Genomic DNA, 16,454 nt, shown 5'->3' on the forward strand with positions numbered 1-16,454 from the left:
CAGTGAAGTTGAGTAATCCGCCGATTAGCGCTGAGTATTCGAAGGTCGTGGGCGTCTCGACGGGCCGTCGTACTCTTTTGCGCATCCGGGGTGTCCCGCCGGACTCCACGCGGCCGGGTCCGAACACGGCCGCCCTCATCGGGAGGCCGCCTGATGCAGCCAGGTCCTCTCCCCGCGGCCGACCCGTCCGACGATCCGGCCGGCCCGCCGCGGTGCGCTCCCACGCCCCTGCGGGTCGGGGTGACCGAGCCGGGGCCGGACGACCCGCTCGGCGTGGTCGCCGTCGGCCCGGCCGGGGCCGCCCGGCGGGAGGTGCTGGCCGACCTGCTGGGCCTCGCCCCGCAGCTGCTCGTCGTCCCGGCCGGCAGTTGGCTGCTGCTCAGCCACGCCAAGGTGTCCACCCGGGCCGCCTACGTGCCCGGCTACCGACAGCCGCACTCGTACGCGCCGGACCGCCCGGGGACGGGCCCCGCGCTGGCCCGGCCGCCGCGCCGGGTGGAACTGGCCGTCGCCGAGCCGCTGCTGCGGCACTTCGCCGTGGTCGACACCCCCGACACCGACACGCTGGGCACCGCCGGCGGGCGGCTGCTGCGCGACGCGGTCGGCCGGGCGGGCGCGCTGCTCTTCGTGATCGCGGCCGACCAGGCGCTCAGCGCCGCCGAGCTGAAGCTGCTGGCCGAGGTCGCCGACTCCGCGGTCGAGGTCTTCTTCGTGGTCACGCCCGGCGGGACGGGCTGGGCCGCACCGCCGGGCGGTGCGCCACCCGACGGGGCCGCCGCCGTCCCGGACCCGGCTGCCGTCGCCCCGGACCCGGCTGCCGTCGCCGGTGGCCCGGCCGGCACGGTGGAACCGGTCGAGTTGGTGCTCGCCGCGCACCGCGCGACCCTGCTGGCCGCCGTGCCGGCGCTGGTCGACGCGCCGTGGTACCGGGCTCGGCCGGGCGACCCCGGCGCGCTGCGGCGGGCCCTGGTGGGCTGGGCCGCCGAGGAGGGGCTGCGCCGGTCCAGCGCCCAGTCGCCGGTGCTGCCCGGATGGCACGGCCGGGTGCCGGTCTCGGCCCGCGCGGACGACCGCGGGTGGCAGCGGCTGCTGGACCGGCAGACCCGTTGCTGCGCGCAGCGGATCCGCCAGGACCTCGCCCTGGAACTGGCCAAGGCCCACCTGCGGGCGGTGCAGGAGGTCGTCTTCGGGGCCGGCCCCGCCAGCCTGCCGCAACTGCTCGACCGCGAGCTGGAGGCGCTCTCCGTGCTGGCCACCGCCCAGTGCGACGCGGCCGTGCGGGGCATCGTCGACGACGTCGCCGGGCGGGTGCTGGAGACCCCGGTTCCCCTCCCCGAGGGGCTGCGCCGGCGCATCGACCGGGCCGTCCGCTGGGAGATCACCGACGGGTCGGTCGCCCAGGAGCTGGATCGGGTGTTGCTGGTCACCAGCGCCGCCGGGGTGACCGAGGTGACCGGGGCCGGCGCCATGGACCCGCTCTCCAGCTATCCGCGCGGCGAGCGGTTCGAGGTGCTCACGCCGGTCGGCGTGGCGCTCTCCGGGGGGTGCTGGCAGCGCTGGAACAGCCCGGGCGGCCTGGCCGACGACGACCAGGGCGGTGCCCGGAACTGGGCCCAGCGGGCCCTGCGCGAGGTGGAGCTGGAGCTGACCCGCGAGGTGTCCCGGCGGTTCGAGGCCGTGCGGCTCGCGCTCGGCACGGTGCTCGCCGAGGCGGTCGACCACGGCACCCTGCGGGCGTGAGGGCGGGTGTGGGCCGGTGATCCGGGGCCGTACGGCGTTCCGGTTCCTCGCTTCGCCGACACCGGTGGCACGATGGGGGGCATGGCGGCTCCGCAGCTTGCACCGGTCGAGACGCCGGACACCGAAGAGGTGCCGGTCTCCGACCGGCCATGGGTGACGATCGTGTGGGACGATCCGGTCAATTTGATGCCGTACGTGACCTGGGTCTTTCAGAAGCTGTTCGGTTACAGCCGGGAGAAGGCCGAGAAGCTCATGCTGGACGTGCACCACAAGGGCCGGGCGGCCGTCTCCACCGGCGCCCGGGAACGGATGGAGCACGACGCGGCGCAGCTGCACGCGTACGGGCTCTGGGCCACGGTGGAGCGGTCGTGAGCATGTTCCGACGCCGGGGCGACCGGTACGTGGCCAGCCTCGCGGTGGACGAGGTCCGGGTGCTGCGCAAGGTGGCCTCCGAGGTGGTGGGGCTGCTCACCGACGGCTTCGACCACTCCGACCCGGTGGTGGGGCGGCTCTTCCCCGAGGTCTACCCGGACGACTCGGCCGACACGGCGGAGTTCCGCCAGTACACCGAGGGCGACCTGAAGACCGGCAAGATCGACCAGGCCGGTGCGATCCTCGCCGCCCTGCCGGAGTCGGCCGGCGGCGAGGTCCAGCTCGATGCCGAGGCCGCCGAGGCGTGGCTGCGGGCGCTCAACGACGCCCGCCTGGCGATGGGCGTGCGGCTGGAGATCAGGGACGAGATGGATCTCGGCGCGGAGCTGGACGAGGCCGTCGCCGCCGACCCGTCGTCGAGCCGGGTGTTCCAGCTGTCGGTCTACGCCTACCTCGGGTACCTGCAGGAGTCGCTGCTCAACGCCATGATCGACTGATCGTGACCGTTGCCACCTGTGGGTGGTGCGGGTCAGGCGTTAGGCTGGTCAACGTGCTGAGCATCGACCGGTCGATCATCGACGCGATCGTCGCCCACGCGCGTCGGGACCACCCGGACGAGGCGTGCGGCGTGGTCGCGGGTTCCGTCGGCAGCGACACCCCCACCCGGCACATCCCGATGGCGAACGCCGCCCGCTCGATGACCTTCTACGAGCTCGACTCGATGGAGCAGTTGCGGGTGTGGCGGGAGATGGACGACCGGGACGAGGAGCCCGTCGTCATCTACCACTCGCACACCGCCACGGAGGCGTACCCGTCCCGCACGGACGTCTCCCTCGCCGGTGAGCCGGGGGCGCACTACCTGCTCGTCTCCACCCGCGAGCCCGACACCGAGGAGATCCGCTCCTTCCGGATCGTCGACGGCGTGGTGACCGAGGAGCCGGTCCGGATCCTGGACGCCGCCGTGGACCCGAACGCCGTCCAGTCCTACATGTTCGGGCATGCCCCGGCGACGGTCGACTACGAGTGTTTCGACCGCTGACCCCAGCGGCACCGCAACATTCCCTTCTCCCGTCACCGAGCCCACGCACACACCCGGACAAGGAGCACGACACCATGGCCATCGAGGTTCGCATCCCCACCATCCTGCGCAGCTACACCGGCGGCGCGAAGGTCGTCGAGGGCACCGGCGACACGCTCGCCGACCTGCTGGCCGACCTGGACTCCCGGCACGCCGGCCTGCGCGGCCGGCTGGTCACCGACGCCGGAGCGCTGCACCGCTTCGTCAACGTCTACGTCAACGACGAGGACGTCCGCTTCCTCGGCGCGCTGGACGCCAAGCTCAACGACGGCGACAGCGTGACCGTCCTGCCCGCCGTGGCCGGGGGCGCGTTCGGCTTCGCCGCGGCGGCCGCCATCGCCGCCCACACGGTCGCCACCCGCGCCGCCGCCCGCTGAGGCCCGGCGGCGATGGCGCGGCACGACAGCCTGCTCGACGCCTGCGGCGGCACCCCCCTGGTCGGGCTGCCCCGGCTCTCGCCGGCGGTGCCCGAGGGGGCGCCGCCGGTGCGGCTCTGGGCGAAGCTGGAGGACCGGAACCCGACCGGCAGCATCAAGGACCGGGCGGCGCTGTACATGGTCCGCCGGGCCGAGGCCGACGGCCGGCTCCGGCCGGGTGACACGATCCTGGAGCCGACCAGCGGCAACACGGGCATCTCGCTGGCCATGGTGGCCAAGCTGCGCGGTTACCGGCTGGTCTGCGTGATGCCGGAGAACGTCTCCACCGAGCGGGTGCAACTGCTCCGGATGTACGGCGCGGAGATCATCTTCTCGCCGCCCGCCGGTGGCTCCAACCAGGCCGTGGCCACCGCCAAGCAGATCGCCGCCGAGCACCCCGACTGGGTCATGCTCTACCAGTACGGCAACGAGGCCAACGCCCGCGCGCATTACGAGACGACCGGCCCGGAGCTGCTGGCGGACCTGCCCACGATCACGCACTTCGTGGCCGGCCTCGGCACCACCGGCACCCTCATGGGCACCGGACGTTACCTGCGGGAGAAGGTCGAGGGCATCCAGATCGTCGCCGCCGAGCCCCGCTACGGCGAGCTCGTCTACGGGCTGCGCAACATCGACGAGGGGTACGTCCCGGAGCTCTACGACGCCACCGTGCTGTCCCGGCGGTTCTCCGTCGGCACCCGCGACGCGGTGCTGCGTACCCGGCAGCTCGTCGAGGTGGAGGGGATCTTCGCCGGCTTCTCCACCGGGGCGATCCTGCACGCCGCCCTGGCCGTGGCGCACGAGGCGGTCCGGGACGGCCGCCGCGCCGACGTCGCGTTCGTGGTCTGCGACGGCGGCTGGAAGTACCTCAGCACCGGGGCGTACGGCGGCACGCTCGCCGACGCCGAGGAGTCCCTGGAGGGGCAGCTCTGGGCCTGACGGCGAGCCGTCGGGTCGACGCCGACGCCCGAGGCGGGCCGGCCCGGGGTGACCGGGCCGGCCCGTCGCGTCGGCCGGTGCCCCGCAACGCCGGTGGGGTGTCACGTTGGTGACAACTTCCCACAGATGATTCGTGCCCGGCGCGCGTGCGCGTAGGCTGCGCAGCGTGTCGTACGCGTCGGTAGAGATCATCGACAGCGCGGCGACCGACGTGGCGACTACCGTACGTGACAGCGGGACGACCTCATGCGACTGACCGTCCTCGGCTGTGCGGGCAGCTTCCCCGGCCCCGACTCGCCGTGCTCGGCCTACCTCGTCGAGGCCGACGGCTTCCGGCTCCTGGTCGACTTCGGCTCCGGCGCGCTCTCCACCCTCCAGCGCTACGCCGGGCTGCACGCCCCCGACGCCATCCTCCTGACCCACCTGCACTGCGACCACATGCTCGACGCGGCGACGTACGTCGTGGTGCGCCGGTACGCCCCCGACGGGCCCTACCCGGTCATGCCCGTGTACGCCCCGTCCGGCGCCCCGGACCGGCTGGCGCTGGCCTACGGGCAGGGGGAGAACACGGTCGAGGACGTCTACCAGTTCTACGGCCTCCAGCCCGGCACGTTCCCCATCGGCCCGTTCAGCGTCACCGTCGACCGGATGAACCACCCCGTCGAGACGTACGGGGTGCGGCTGGAGCACGACGGCCGGGTGCTCTGCTACTCCTCCGACACCGCGCCCTGCGACGCGCTGCTGCGGCTGGCCCAGGACGCCGACGTCTTCCTCTGCGAGGCCAGCTACCTCGACGGGGTGGAGAACCCGCCGGACCTGCACCTGACCGGTCGGGAGGCCGGCGAGGCGGCCACCAAGGCGGGCGTGGGCCGGCTGCTGCTGACCCACCTCGTCGCCGCCTGGGGCAGCGAGGCGGTCACCCTCGAGGCGGCGGGCGCCGCGTACGACGGGCCGCTCGAGGTGGTCCGCGCGGGCGCCTGCTACGAGGTCTGACGCCCCGGCGCGGCGACCGGGGCACCCCGGAGGTGCCCGCACCCGGCACCGCATAGGGTGCAGGGATGGTGCGACCTGATGGGCGGCAGCCCGACCAACTCCGACCGGTGACCCTGACCCGGGGCTGGAGCACCCACCCGGAGGGCTCCGTGCTCGTCGAGTTCGGCGGGACCCGGGTGCTCTGCACGGCCAGCGTCACCGAGGGGGTGCCCCGCTGGCGCAAGGGCTCCGGGCTCGGCTGGGTGACCGCCGAGTACGCGATGCTGCCCCGGGCCACGAACACCCGCTCGGACCGGGAGAGCGTCAAGGGCCGCGTCGGCGGGCGGACCCACGAGATCTCCCGGCTGATCGGCCGCAGCCTGCGGGCCAGCATCGACCTCAAGGCGCTCGGCGAGAACTCGATCGTGCTGGACTGCGACGTGTTGCAGGCCGACGGCGGCACCCGCACCGCCGCCATCACCGGCGCGTACGTGGCGCTGCACGACGCGGTGACCTGGCTGGCCGGGCGCAAGTCGTTGGCCGGCAAGCCGGAGAAGGTGATGCACCGCTCCGTCGCCGCGGTGAGCGTCGGCGTCATCGCCGGCGAGGCCCGGCTGGACCTCTGCTACGACGAGGACGTGAGCGCCGAGGTCGACATGAACGTGGTCTGCACCGGCACCGGCGACTTCGTCGAGGTGCAGGGGACGGGTGAGGCCGGGGTCTTCGCCCGCGACCAGCTCGACGCCCTGCTCGACCTCGCCGTCGCCGGCTGCGTGGAACTGGCCGAGGCCCAGCGGAAGGTGCTGCTGTGAACAAGGTGCTGCTGGCCACCCGGAACCGCAAGAAGCTGGTCGAGCTCCAGCGCATCCTCGACGGGGCGCTCGGCGCGCACCGGGTCGCGCTGCTCGGCCTCGACGACGTCGAGGAATATCCGGAGCTGCCGGAGACCGGCCTGACCTTCGGCGAGAACGCGCTGATCAAGGCGCGGGAGGGCTGCCGGCGCACCGGCCTGCCCACCATCGCCGACGACTCCGGCCTGGCCGTCGACGCCCTCAACGGCATGCCCGGGGTGTTCAGCGCCCGCTGGGCCGGCCGGCACGGCGACGACCACGCCAACCTCCAGTTGGTGCTGGACCAGATCGCCGACCTGCCCGACGCCCACCGGGGCGCGTCCTTCGTCTGCACCGTGGCCCTGGTGCTGCCCGGCGGCAAGGAGCACCTGGTCGACGGCCGCCAGGCCGGCCGGCTGCTGCGCGCCCCGCGCGGCGAGGGCGGCTTCGGCTACGACCCGATCTTCCTCGGTGACGGGCAGGAGCAGACCAACGCGGAGCTGACCCCCCAGGGCAAGGACGCGATCAGTCACCGGGGCAAGGCGCTGCGCGAGCTGGCCAAGCTGCTGGCCAAGGTCCTTCCGCCGACGCCCTGACCCGCCGACGCCGGGCCGACCGGCTGCGGCCGGCCCGGCCTGCGCCGGCAGGGCCGGCCGCCTGGGCAGGGCCGCGCCGGCCGCCTGGGTCGCGGCGGCCCGGCCGGTGCGGGCTCAGCCCAGCGGGCCGATTTCGCGTTCGATCGCGGCCCGCAGCTGCGGCCCGGCCACCACCGCCCGCGCGGCCTCCAGCAGCGGGGCGAGGAAGACGTCCGGCCCGGGTTCCCCGGCCGCCTCGCCGAGCGCGGCGAGGGCGGCCCGCCCGGCCGGCGACGGCGTCAGCGGGGCCCGCAGCTGCAGGCCCCGCACGGCCGACAGCAGCTCCACCGCGAGCAGGCTGGTCAGGTTGTCCAGCACCGTGCGCAGCTTCTTCGTCGCCGCCCAGCCCATCGAGACGTGGTCCTCCTGCATCCCGCTGGTGGGCAGCGAGTCCACCGAGGCGGGGGCGGCCAGCCGGCGGTTCTCCGCGACGATCCCGGCGGCGGTGTACTGGGCGATCATCAGCCCGGAGTTCACCCCCGGATCGGGGGTGAGGAACGCCGGCAGCTCCCGGTTGCGGGCCACGTCGAGCAGCCGGTCCACCCGCCGCTCGGAAATCGCCCCCACCTCGGCGGCGGCGATGGCCAGGAAGTCGGCGGCGAAGCCCAACGGCGCCCCGTGGAAGTTCCCCGTCGACTCGACCCGGCCGTCGGGCAGCACCACCGGGTTGTCCACCACGGAGACCAGCTCCCGGTCGGCCACCGTGCGCACGAACTCCAGGGTGTCCCGGGCGGCCCCGGCGACCTGCGGCGCGCAGCGCATCGAGTACGCGTCCTGCACCGCGTGCGCCAGGTCGTCGCGGTGCGAGTCCATCACCGCCGAGGACTGCAACAGCCGGTGGATGTTCGCCGCCGACACCGACTGCCCGGGATGCGGGCGGATCGCGTGCAGCTCCGGCAGGAACGGCCGCTCCGAGCCGAGCATCGCCTCGATGGCCAGGGCGGCGGTCACGTCGGCCATGGTGAACAGGTGCGCCGCGTCGCGGATCGCCAGCAGCAGCATGCCCAGCATCCCGTCGGTGCCGTTGATCAGCGCCAGCCCCTCCTTGGCGGCCAGCGCCACCGGCGTCAGCCCGGCGTCGCGCAGCGCGGCGGCGGCGTCGAGGCGCTCACCGGCCGGGCCGAGCACCCAACCCTCGCCGAGCAGCACCAGCGCGCAGTGCGCCAGCGGGGCCAGGTCGCCGGACGCGCCGAGCGAGCCGTGCTCCGGCACCCACGGGGTGACGTCGTGGTTGAGCAGGTCGATCAGGCCCTCGGCCAGCAGCGGGCGCACCCCGGAGCGACCCAGCGCCAGCGAGCGGACCCGCAGCAGCATCATCGCCCGGACCACCTCCCGGGGCATCGGTGCGCCCACCCCGGCGGCGTGCGAGCGGATCAGCGCGTGCTGCAACTCGGCCCTGCGTTCCGGCGCGACGAAGGTGTTGGCCAGCGCCCCGAAGCCGGTGGAGACGCCGTACACGGGCCGGCCGGCGGCCTCGATGCCGTCCACGATGGCGCGGCTGGCCGCCATCGCCTCGATCGTGGCGGGGTCGAGGGTGACCTTGGCGGCCCCCCGGGCCACGGCGAGCACGTCGGCGGGGGAGATCCCGGTGGGCTGGACTACTACGATCGACATTGCGGCACTCCGTTGCGCAGGACCTGGCGGATCAGGGGAACACCGGGCCGGTAGGCCAGGTGCAGGTGCGACGGTGCGTCGAGGATGGTCAGGTCGGCCCGCGCGCCGGGCCGCAGCACCCCGATGTCGTCGCGGCGCAGCGCCCGCGCGCCCCCGGCGGTCGCGGCCCAGACGGCCTCCGCCGGGGTCATCCGCATCTCGCGTACGGCCAGCGCCACGCAGAACGGCATCGACGAGGTGTACGACGACCCGGGGTTGCAGTCCGTGGCCAGCGCCACGGTGACACCGGCGTCGAGCAGCCGCCGCGCGTCCGGGTACGGCGAGCGGGTGGAGAACTCCGCCCCGGGCAGCAGGGTCGCCACGGTCTGCCCGGAGGCGAGCGCGTCGACGTCGGCGTCGTCGAGGTGGGTGCAGTGGTCGACGCTGGCCGCGCCCAGCTCCACCCCGAGCCGCACCCCCGGGCCGGGGCCGAGCTGGTTGGCGTGCAGCCGTACCCCCAGCCCGGCCGCCTGCCCGACGGTGAGGATGGCCCGGGTGTGGTCGGCGTCGAACGCCCCCCGCTCGCAGAACACGTCGACCCAGCGGGCGTACGGGGCGGCGGCGGCGAGCATCGGCCCGCACACCAGACCCACGTAGTCGTCGGGGCGGTCGGCGTACTCGGCGGGGACGACGTGCGCGCCGAGGAAGGTGGTCTCGTCGGTCGCCTCGGCGGCGATCCGTAAGCACCGGGCCTCGTCGGCGACGGTGAGGCCGTACCCACTCTTGATCTCGATGGTGGTGGTGCCCTGCCGCAGGGCCTCGCCGACCAGCCGGCGCACGGTGGCCCGCAGCGCGTCGTCGCCGGCCGCCCGGGTCGCGCCGACCGTGGTCCGGATGCCGCCGCCGGTGTACGGCCGGCCGGCCATCCGGGCGGCGAACTCGGCGGCCCGGTCCCCGGCGAAGACCAGGTGCGCGTGGCTGTCCACGAAGCCCGGCAGCACCGCCGCCTGCTCGGCGTCGACGCGCCGGTCGGCGGCGGGGGCGTACCGGGCGGCACCCACCCAGGCGACGCGGCCCGCCTCGACGAGCACCGCCGCGTCGCGGCGCAGCCCCAACGGGCCGCCGTCGCCGGTGCCGGCGACGTTGGTCACCAGCTCACCGATGTTGTCGACCAGCAGGCTGCCGCTCACCGGGTCACCGCCCCGATCGCGGCGCGCAGCTCGCACGGCACGTCCACGCTGCGGTGCCGCCCGTCGGCGACGACCTGCCGGCCGTCCACCACGACCGAGACCACGTCGGCGGCGGTCGCCGCGAAGAACGCCCCCACCGGCGGCACCCCGGCCGTGCGGGCGCTGTCCAGCCGCACGGTGACCAGGTCGGCGCGGGCCCCCACGGCGAGCCGGCCGGCGTCGCGCCAGCCCAGCGCGGCGTGCCCGGCGCCGGTGGCGGCGGCCAGCAGCTCGGCCGGGGCGAAGTGACCGCGCCGGCGGGTCCGCAGCCGCTCGTCCAGCTCCACCGCGCGGGCCTCCTCGAAGAGGTCGACCACCGCGTGGCTGTCGCTGCCCAGGCTCAGCGGTACGCCCGCGTCGGCCAGCCGCCGGGCCGGCCCGATGCCGTCGGCCAGGTCCCGCTCGGTGGTCGGGCAGAGACAGACCCCGGTGCGGGCGTCGCCGAGCAGCGACACGTCGGCGCTGGTCAGATGGGTGCCGTGCACGGCCGTCGCGGTCGGCGTCAGCACCCCCCGGTCGGCCAGCAGCCGGGTCGGGGTGCAGCCGTGCACGGCCCGGCAGGCGTCGTTCTCGGCGGGCTGCTCGGAGAGGTGCACGTGCAGCGGCAGCCCCTCGTTGCGGCCTGCGAAGGTGGCGATCTGGTCGGCCGGCACCGCGCGCACCGAGTGCAGGGCCGCCCCGATCCGGGCGTGCGGCCGGGCGGTCAGCCGGTCGGCCCGGTCGGACCAGCCGTCGACGTCGCCGTCGCCGAAGCGCCGCTGCGGCCCGGCCAGGGGCGCACCGTCTACGGTGGCCGTCAGGTAGCAGGCGTCGAGCAGGGTGATCCGGATGCCGGCCTGCGCGGCGGCCTCGATCAGCGCGACACCCATCGCGTTCGGGTCGTCGTACGGCGTGCCGTCGGGGCCGTGGTGCAGGTAGTGGAACTCCCCGACGCAGGTGACGCCGGCCAGCGCCATCTCGGCGTACGCGGCCCGCGCCAGGGCCAGGTAGGAGTCGGGGTCGAGGCGGGCCGCCACGGCGTACATGGCCTCCCGCCAGCTCCAGAAGTCGCCCCGGCCCGCGCGGCCGCCGGGGTGGGTGCCGGCGTGGGTGCGGCCGCGCAGGGCGCGGTGGAACGCGTGCGAGTGGGCGTTGGCCAACCCGGGCAGGGTCAGCCCCGGCAGCCGCACGACGTCGCCGGTCGGCTCCCGCCCGGCGGCGGCGAGTGGGGTGACGGCGGTGAGCCGGCCGTCGGCGGCCTCGATCAGCACGTCGGCGGTGGGCTCGGCGTGGCCGGGCAGCCACGCGTACTCGGCGAGCCAGCGGCCCCCGGTCACCTCTTCCGCCCCCTTTGGAGCTGATTCGTTTGCGACATCAGGGGCGGGGGCACGTCAGCTCCTTCAGGACCCGGGCCAGGGCGAGCACCCCGGCGGCGCAGTCGGCGTCGGTGGCCGCCTCGGCGGGGGAGTGCGACACCCCCGTCGGGTTGCGCACGAAGAGCATCGCGGTCGGCAGGTGACCGGCCAGCACCCCCGCGTCGTGGCCCGCCCCGGTGGGCAGCACCGGGGCGTCCAGCAGCCGGGCCAGCCGGCCGCCGAGCCCGTCGTCGAAGGCGACCAGCGGCGTGACCGACTCCTCCGTGACGGTGAGCCGCGTGCCGTCCCGGTCGGCCCGGTCGGCGGCCTTGGCGCGTACCGCCTCGACCAGCGCGGCCAGCGTCTCCGGCTCGGCGGCGCGGGCGTCCAGCCAGCCCGTCACCCGCGACGGGATCGCGTTGGTGGCGTTCGGGGCGACCCGGACCCGGCCCACGGTGGCGTGCGCGCCGCGCAGCCGGGCCTCCTTGTTCGCCGCGAGGACCGTGAACGCGTACGTCAGCATGGGGTCGCGGCGGTCGGCCATCCGGGTCGTACCGGCGTGGTTGCCCTCGCCGTGGAAGTCCAGGCGCCAGCGGCCGTGCGGCCAGATGGCACTGGCCACCGCGACCGGCGCGTCGCCCTCGACCAGCGCCCGGCCCTGCTCGACGTGCAGCTCCACGAAGCAGGACAGGCCGCCGAGCAGGTCCGGGCGGGCGCCCGCCGGCCGGTCGCCGAGCGCCTCGGCGAAACGCACCCCGTCGGCGTCGCGCAGGCCCGCCGCGCGGTCGGCGTCGAGCGCGCCGGTGAACAGCCGCGACCCCAGACACGGTACGCCGAAGCGCGCCCCCTCCTCCTCGGCGAACGCCGCCACCACCAGGGGCCGGGCCGGGGTGACCCCGGCGGCGCGCAGCTCGTCCACGGCGAGGAAGGCGCTGACGATGCCGAGCGGCCCGTCGTACGCGCCGCCGTGCGGCACCGAGTCGAAGTGGCTGCCGGTCAGCACGGCGTCGCCGGCCTCCGGGTCACCCCAGCGGGCGAAGAGGTTGCCGTTGCCGTCGGCGGTGACCGGCATGCCCCGGCTCGCGGCCTGCGCCCGGAACCAGTCGCGCAGGGCCAGCTCCGGCGCGGTGAACGCGTACCGCAGGTAGCCGCCGCTGTCCGGGTCCCGGCCGATCGGGGCGATCTCGTCCCAGAGCGCCCGGAACCGGCCGGCGAGCTCGCCCTCGGCGTCACGCCCCGGGGTCACGGCCGGCCCTCGGCCATCGGCACCCGTACGCCGGTGCCGTCGGCGACCTCGCGGGCGGCGTCGTAGCCGGCGTCGACGTGCCGGATGACGCCCATCGCCGGGTCGTTGGTCAGCACCCGCTCGATCTTCTGCCCGGCCAGGGCGGTGCCGTCGGCCACGCAGACCTGACCGGCGTGGATCGACCGGCCGATGCCCACCCCGCCACCGTGGTGGATCGAGACCCAGGACGCGCCGCTGGCCGTGTTGACCAGCGCGTTGAGCAGCGGCCAGTCGGCGATCGCGTCGGAGCCGTCGGCCATCGCCTCGGTCTCCCGGTACGGGCTGGCCACGCTGCCGCAGTCCAGGTGGTCCCGGCCGATGACCACGGGCGCGCTCAGCTCGCCGGAGGCGACCATCTCGTTGAACCGCACCCCGGCGCGGTCCCGCTCGCCGTAGCCGAGCCAGCAGATCCGGGCCGGCAGGCCCTGGAAGGCGACCCGCTCGCCGGCCAACCGGATCCACCGGGCCAGCGACTCGTTCTCGGGGAAGAGGTCGAGGATCGCCCGGTCGGTGGCGGCGATGTCGGCCGGGTCGCCGGAGAGCGCCGCCCACCGGAACGGCCCCTTGCCCTCGCAGAACAACGGCCGGATGTACGCCGGCACGAAGCCGGGGAAGTCGAACGCCCGCTGGTACCCGCCGAGCAGCGCCTCGCCCCGGATCGAGTTGCCGTAGTCGAATACCTCCGCGCCCGCGTCGAGGAAGCCCACCATCGCCTCGACGTGCTTCGCCATCGACGCCCGCGCCCGGTCGGTGAACTCCGCCGGCTTCGCGCCCGCGTACTCCCGGGCGTCGGCCGGCTCCACCCCCTCCGGCAGGTACGACAGCGGGTCGTGCGCGCTGGTCTGGTCGGTGACCACGTCGACCGGAACCCCCCGACGGAGCAGCTCGGGGAAGACGGTCGCCGCGTTGCCGACCACGCCCACGCTCAACGCCCGGCGGTCCCGCTTCGCGGCGAGCACCCGCCGCACCGCGTCGTCCAGCGAGTCGGCCACCTCGTCGAGGTAGCGGTCGCGCACCCGGCGGTCCAACCGGGACCGGTCCACGTCCACGATCAGGCAGACGCCGCCGTTCATGGTGACGGCGAGGGGCTGCGCGCCGCCCATCCCGCCGCAGCCCGCGGTGAGCGTCAGTGTGCCGGCCAGGGTGCCGGCGAACCTCTTGGTGGCCACGGCGGCGAAGGTCTCGTACGTGCCCTGCAGGATGCCCTGGGTGCCGATGTAGATCCACGACCCGGCGGTCATCTGCCCGTACATGGTCAGGCCCAGCGACTCCAGGCGGCGGAACTCCGGCCAGGTGGCCCAGTCACCGACCAGGTTGGAGTTGGCCAGCAGCACCCGGGGCGCCCACTCGTGGGTGCGCAGCACCCCCACCGGGCGGCCGGACTGCACCAGCATCGTCTCGTCGTCGCGCAGGTCGGTCAGCGTGCGCACCAGCGCGTGGTACGACGGCCAGTCCCGCGCCGCCCGCCCGGTCCCGCCGTAGACGACCAGGTCGTCGGGGCGCTCGGCCACCTCCGGGTCGAGGTTGTTCATCAGCATCCGCAGGGCGGCCTCCTGCGGCCACCCCCGGGCGGTGAGCGCGGTGCCGCGCGGGGCGCGGACGGGCTGGGACATCTCGTCTCTCCTCTCAGCCGAGGAACAGTTGACGGCGGGCGGCGGAGGACTCGAACGCCTCCAGCCGACGCTGGGTCTCGGCGGGCGCGGCGTCGCAGATGGCCTCCAGGACCACCATCGCCAGGGTCATCGGCGCGGTGTGCAGGTCGAAGACCAGGTCGGTGCCGACGGCGGCGGCGAGCGTCACCTCGGCGTACTCGCCCGCCGGGCTGACCGGCGAGTCGGTGATGGCCACCACGGTCAGGCCTGCGGCCCGCGCCGCGCGCAGCGCGTCCAGGGTCTCCCGGGGGTAGCGGGGCAGCACGAACGCCAGCAGGGCGCTCGCTCCGGCCGAGGCGGCCTGCTCCAGGCGGTCGGTGAGCAGGCTCCCCCCATCGTCGAGGACCCGCACGTCCGGGTGCACCTTCGCCGCGAAGTACGCGAAGTACGCGGCCAGCGGCGCGGCGGCCCGCAGCCCGACCACCGGCAGCGGCCGGCTCGCGGCCAGCAGCGCGCCGGCCTCGGCGATCCGGCCGGTGTCGGCGAGCTGCCCGGCCAGCCGTTCCAGGTTGCCCGCCTCGGCCCGGACGGCGCGCTGCAACTCGTTGTCGCCGTCGGCGGTGCCCACCGGGGACGCGCCCACCAGCTCGCGCAGCCGCCGGCGCAGCGCCGGGTAGCCGTCGTGGCCGAGCGCCACCGCGAACCGGGTCACCGAGGGCTGGCTCACCCCGGCCAGCTCCGCCACCTCGGCGGCCGAGAGGTACGCCGCGGCGGCGGCGTGCTGCACCAGGCAGTGCGCGATCCGGCGCTGCGTCGGGGTCAGCCGCACCCCCCGGAACAGGTCGAGCACCGGCTCGGCGGACGCCGCTGCGGTGCCGCTGCCATTCATGCCGAGACTCTATGCATCAAAAATTTCACTGGCAACCGTCCCGCCCCCCGTCGCGGCCCCGAACCTGGTACAACCCTCCGATGAGGCTCGCGGCGCTGCACACGTACCCGGTCAAGGGCTGCCACCGCATCGACCACGACGGCGCGCGCGTCGAGCCGTGGGGCCTGGCCGGCGACCGGCGCTGGATGGTGGTCGACGCCGACGGCGTCGGCGTCACCCAGCGGGAGACCACCGCGCTGGTCCGGCTGCGGGCCGCGCCCCGCGACGGCGGCCTGCTGCTGCGCGCCGCCGGCCGCCCCGACCTGGACGTCGCCGAGCCGGCCGACGTGGAGCCGCTGCCCGTGCGGGTGTTCCGCAGCCGGCTGGCCGTCCCCGCGCTCCCCGCCGGGCCCGCCGCCGACGACTGGCTGACCGCCCTGCTCGGCCGACCGGCCCGCCTGGTCCACCTGGCCCGGCCCGCCCGGCACCTGGCCCCCGGCGACCGGGCCCACGACACCGGCGACCAGGTCAGCTTCGCCGACGAGTACCCCCTGCTGCTGACCACCACCGCCTCCCTCGCCGCCCTCAACGGCTGGCTCGCCGAGGCCGGCGAGGCGCCGGTGCCGATGAGCCGATTCCGGCCCAACCTGGTCGTCGACGGCACCCCCGCCTGGGCCGAGGAGGGCTGGGCCGGCCGTGCCGTGCGCATCGGCGCGGTCCGGTTCCGCGCCGCCGGCCCCTGCGGCCGCTGCGTGGTCACCACCACCGACCAGGAGACCGGGGTACGCGGATCCGAGCCGCTGCGCGCCCTCGGCCGGCACCACACCGTCGACCGGAAGCTTCCGTTCGGGCTGCACCTGGTCCCCGACGGGCCGGGTGAGCTGCGCGTCGGCGACCCGCTGACGGCACCGGACTGACCGGTCGGGGCGCGGGCCTATTGGGTGGTGGCGTGTCGAGCGACGGCGCTCAGGTGGCCGGGGCGGGGTCGGGGTGCCCGGCGGCGGTCAGGTCGAGCCACATGATGATCTCGTCCCGGTCGTCGCCCGGGGCGAGCCGCAGCGCGCCCGGCAGCCGGCCCACCTCCCGATACCCGAGCCGCGCGTAGAACCGCTCCAGCCCCAACCCGCCCCGCACGGTGATGTGCAACGCCTCCCGGCCCAGCTCGCGGCCGAGCCGCTCCGCCTGGCGCAGCAGCGCCACCCCGTGCCCCCGGCCCTGCGCGTCGGGGTGCACCATCACCCGCTTCAGCGTGCACCAGTGCGTCTCCAGGTGGAACCGGTTGTCGACGAAGATCAGCACGGCCACCGGGCGCGCGCCGTCGTATCCGACCAGCAGCCGGTCCGGGCCGTCGGTGATCCCGGCGAAGGCGGCCTCCGCGACGGGACGGACCTCGGCAGCGGTGACGGGCGCGACGAAGCCGACCGCGCCACCGGCGTTGGTCGCGTCGACCCAGAGGGCGGCAATCTGGGCGCGCAGCTCGGGGGTCAGGGTGGGGTCGAGGACGAAACGCAGACTCACGCCCTCATCCTGACGCGGCCACCACCGGACGACCGCCTGAGCGTGATGAGCCT

17 protein-coding genes are annotated in these 16,454 nt (G+C 75.3%); 10 read left to right on the top strand and 7 right to left on the bottom strand.

Annotated features, from left to right (window positions below; translation table 11 throughout):
- The first annotated feature begins 153 nt into the window (after positions 1–153).
- The 9 genes from ACLQ2V_RS08945 (at position 154) to rdgB (ending at position 6,943) form a co-directional block, all read left to right on the top strand.
- The gene (locus ACLQ2V_RS08945; RefSeq protein ID WP_425717925.1) at positions 154–1,740 is read left to right on the top strand and encodes a hypothetical protein; all 1,587 of its coding nucleotides are present in this window, start codon (positions 154–156) and stop codon (positions 1,738–1,740) included.
- Between the two features lie 81 nt (positions 1,741–1,821).
- Positions 1,822–2,112, top strand: coding sequence for an ATP-dependent Clp protease adapter ClpS (clpS, locus tag ACLQ2V_RS08950; protein WP_425717926.1), 291 nt, complete (start codon positions 1,822–1,824; stop codon positions 2,110–2,112).
- Between the two features lie 2 nt (positions 2,113–2,114).
- A complete protein-coding gene (locus ACLQ2V_RS08955; RefSeq protein WP_425718317.1) occupies positions 2,115–2,609 on the top strand; it encodes a DUF2017 domain-containing protein in 495 nt (164 codons plus the stop codon).
- A gap of 53 nt (positions 2,610–2,662) precedes the next feature.
- The gene (locus tag ACLQ2V_RS08960; protein WP_425717927.1) at positions 2,663–3,151 is read left to right on the top strand and encodes a Mov34/MPN/PAD-1 family protein; all 489 of its coding nucleotides are present in this window, start codon (positions 2,663–2,665) and stop codon (positions 3,149–3,151) included.
- A 74-nt stretch (positions 3,152–3,225) separates the two neighbouring features.
- Entirely contained in the window at positions 3,226–3,567 is a 342-nt protein-coding gene (locus tag ACLQ2V_RS08965; RefSeq protein WP_425717928.1) for a MoaD/ThiS family protein, read from the top strand.
- 12 nt (positions 3,568–3,579) lie between these two features.
- On the top strand, positions 3,580–4,545 hold the full coding sequence (locus ACLQ2V_RS08970) for a PLP-dependent cysteine synthase family protein (RefSeq protein WP_425717929.1): 966 nt from the start codon (positions 3,580–3,582) through the stop codon (positions 4,543–4,545).
- Between the two features lie 246 nt (positions 4,546–4,791).
- Positions 4,792–5,538 (top strand): MBL fold metallo-hydrolase, encoded by a 747-nt coding sequence (locus ACLQ2V_RS08975; protein WP_425717930.1) that lies wholly within the window; start codon positions 4,792–4,794, stop codon positions 5,536–5,538.
- A 65-nt stretch (positions 5,539–5,603) separates the two neighbouring features.
- Entirely contained in the window at positions 5,604–6,329 is a 726-nt protein-coding gene (rph, locus tag ACLQ2V_RS08980) for a ribonuclease PH (protein ID WP_425717931.1), read from the top strand.
- Positions 6,326–6,943, top strand: a complete 618-nt coding sequence (gene rdgB, locus ACLQ2V_RS08985; protein ID WP_425717932.1) for an RdgB/HAM1 family non-canonical purine NTP pyrophosphatase — start codon at positions 6,326–6,328, stop codon at positions 6,941–6,943. The genes rph and rdgB overlap by 4 nt, the downstream gene beginning before the upstream one ends.
- Before the next feature lie 114 nt (positions 6,944–7,057).
- Here the strand turns inward: rdgB and hutH are convergent, their stop codons facing one another.
- From hutH to ACLQ2V_RS09015, 6 genes are read right to left on the bottom strand one after another with little or no spacing between them, the layout of a single operon-like run.
- Positions 7,058–8,596, bottom strand: coding sequence for a histidine ammonia-lyase (gene hutH / locus ACLQ2V_RS08990; RefSeq protein ID WP_425717933.1), 1,539 nt, complete (start codon positions 8,594–8,596; stop codon positions 7,058–7,060).
- A complete protein-coding gene (gene hutI, locus ACLQ2V_RS08995; protein WP_425717934.1) occupies positions 8,584–9,765 on the bottom strand; it encodes an imidazolonepropionase in 1,182 nt (393 codons plus the stop codon). Before hutI ends, hutH begins: the two co-directional genes overlap by 13 nt.
- Positions 9,762–11,120 carry a formimidoylglutamate deiminase gene (locus ACLQ2V_RS09000; protein WP_425717935.1) on the bottom strand — a complete coding sequence of 453 codons (1,359 nt, stop codon included), beginning with the start codon at positions 11,118–11,120 and terminating at the stop codon, positions 9,762–9,764. Before ACLQ2V_RS09000 ends, hutI begins: the two co-directional genes overlap by 4 nt.
- Positions 11,121–11,157: 37 nt before the next feature.
- Entirely contained in the window at positions 11,158–12,384 is a 1,227-nt protein-coding gene (locus tag ACLQ2V_RS09005) for an allantoate amidohydrolase (protein WP_425717936.1), read from the bottom strand.
- Positions 12,381–14,036, bottom strand: coding sequence for a urocanate hydratase (gene hutU / locus ACLQ2V_RS09010; RefSeq protein WP_425717937.1), 1,656 nt, complete (start codon positions 14,034–14,036; stop codon positions 12,381–12,383). Before hutU ends, ACLQ2V_RS09005 begins: the two co-directional genes overlap by 4 nt.
- Positions 14,037–14,049: 13 nt before the next feature.
- On the bottom strand, positions 14,050–14,904 hold the full coding sequence (locus ACLQ2V_RS09015; RefSeq protein ID WP_425717938.1) for a MurR/RpiR family transcriptional regulator: 855 nt from the start codon (positions 14,902–14,904) through the stop codon (positions 14,050–14,052).
- Positions 14,905–14,984: 80 nt separating this feature from the next.
- On the opposite strand from ACLQ2V_RS09015, the gene ACLQ2V_RS09020 reads away from it, so the two are divergent.
- Complete coding sequence (locus ACLQ2V_RS09020; protein ID WP_425717939.1) at positions 14,985–15,800, top strand: MOSC domain-containing protein; 816 nt, start codon at positions 14,985–14,987, stop codon at positions 15,798–15,800.
- 49 nt (positions 15,801–15,849) lie between these two features.
- On the opposite strand, the gene ACLQ2V_RS09025 is transcribed toward ACLQ2V_RS09020, so the two are convergent.
- Positions 15,850–16,401 (bottom strand): GNAT family N-acetyltransferase, encoded by a 552-nt coding sequence (locus ACLQ2V_RS09025; protein ID WP_425717940.1) that lies wholly within the window; start codon positions 16,399–16,401, stop codon positions 15,850–15,852.
- Positions 16,402–16,454: the final 53 nt, after the last annotated feature.

The organism is Micromonospora sp. DT233, from assembly GCF_049841815.1.
Taxonomy (GTDB): domain Bacteria; phylum Actinomycetota; class Actinomycetes; order Mycobacteriales; family Micromonosporaceae; genus Micromonospora.

Excerpts from the sequence above, each read along its gene's own strand:
- ACLQ2V_RS08945 (WP_425717925.1), top strand. The coding sequence starts at position 154 with ATGCAGCCAGGTCCTCTCCCCGCGGCCGACCCGTCCGACGATCCGGCC.
- clpS (WP_425717926.1), top strand. The coding sequence starts at position 1,822 with ATGGCGGCTCCGCAGCTTGCACCGGTCGAGACGCCGGACACCGAAGAG.
- ACLQ2V_RS08955 (WP_425718317.1), top strand. The coding sequence starts at position 2,115 with ATGTTCCGACGCCGGGGCGACCGGTACGTGGCCAGCCTCGCGGTGGAC.
- ACLQ2V_RS08965 (WP_425717928.1), top strand. The coding sequence starts at position 3,226 with ATGGCCATCGAGGTTCGCATCCCCACCATCCTGCGCAGCTACACCGGC.
- ACLQ2V_RS08970 (WP_425717929.1), top strand. The coding sequence starts at position 3,580 with ATGGCGCGGCACGACAGCCTGCTCGACGCCTGCGGCGGCACCCCCCTG.
- ACLQ2V_RS08975 (WP_425717930.1), top strand. The coding sequence starts at position 4,792 with ATGCGACTGACCGTCCTCGGCTGTGCGGGCAGCTTCCCCGGCCCCGAC.
- rph (WP_425717931.1), top strand. The coding sequence starts at position 5,604 with ATGGTGCGACCTGATGGGCGGCAGCCCGACCAACTCCGACCGGTGACC.
- hutH (WP_425717933.1), bottom strand. The coding sequence starts at position 8,596 with ATGTCGATCGTAGTAGTCCAGCCCACCGGGATCTCCCCCGCCGACGTG.
- hutU (WP_425717937.1), bottom strand. The coding sequence starts at position 14,036 with ATGTCCCAGCCCGTCCGCGCCCCGCGCGGCACCGCGCTCACCGCCCGG.
- ACLQ2V_RS09015 (WP_425717938.1), bottom strand. The coding sequence starts at position 14,904 with ATGAATGGCAGCGGCACCGCAGCGGCGTCCGCCGAGCCGGTGCTCGAC.
- ACLQ2V_RS09020 (WP_425717939.1), top strand. The coding sequence starts at position 14,985 with ATGAGGCTCGCGGCGCTGCACACGTACCCGGTCAAGGGCTGCCACCGC.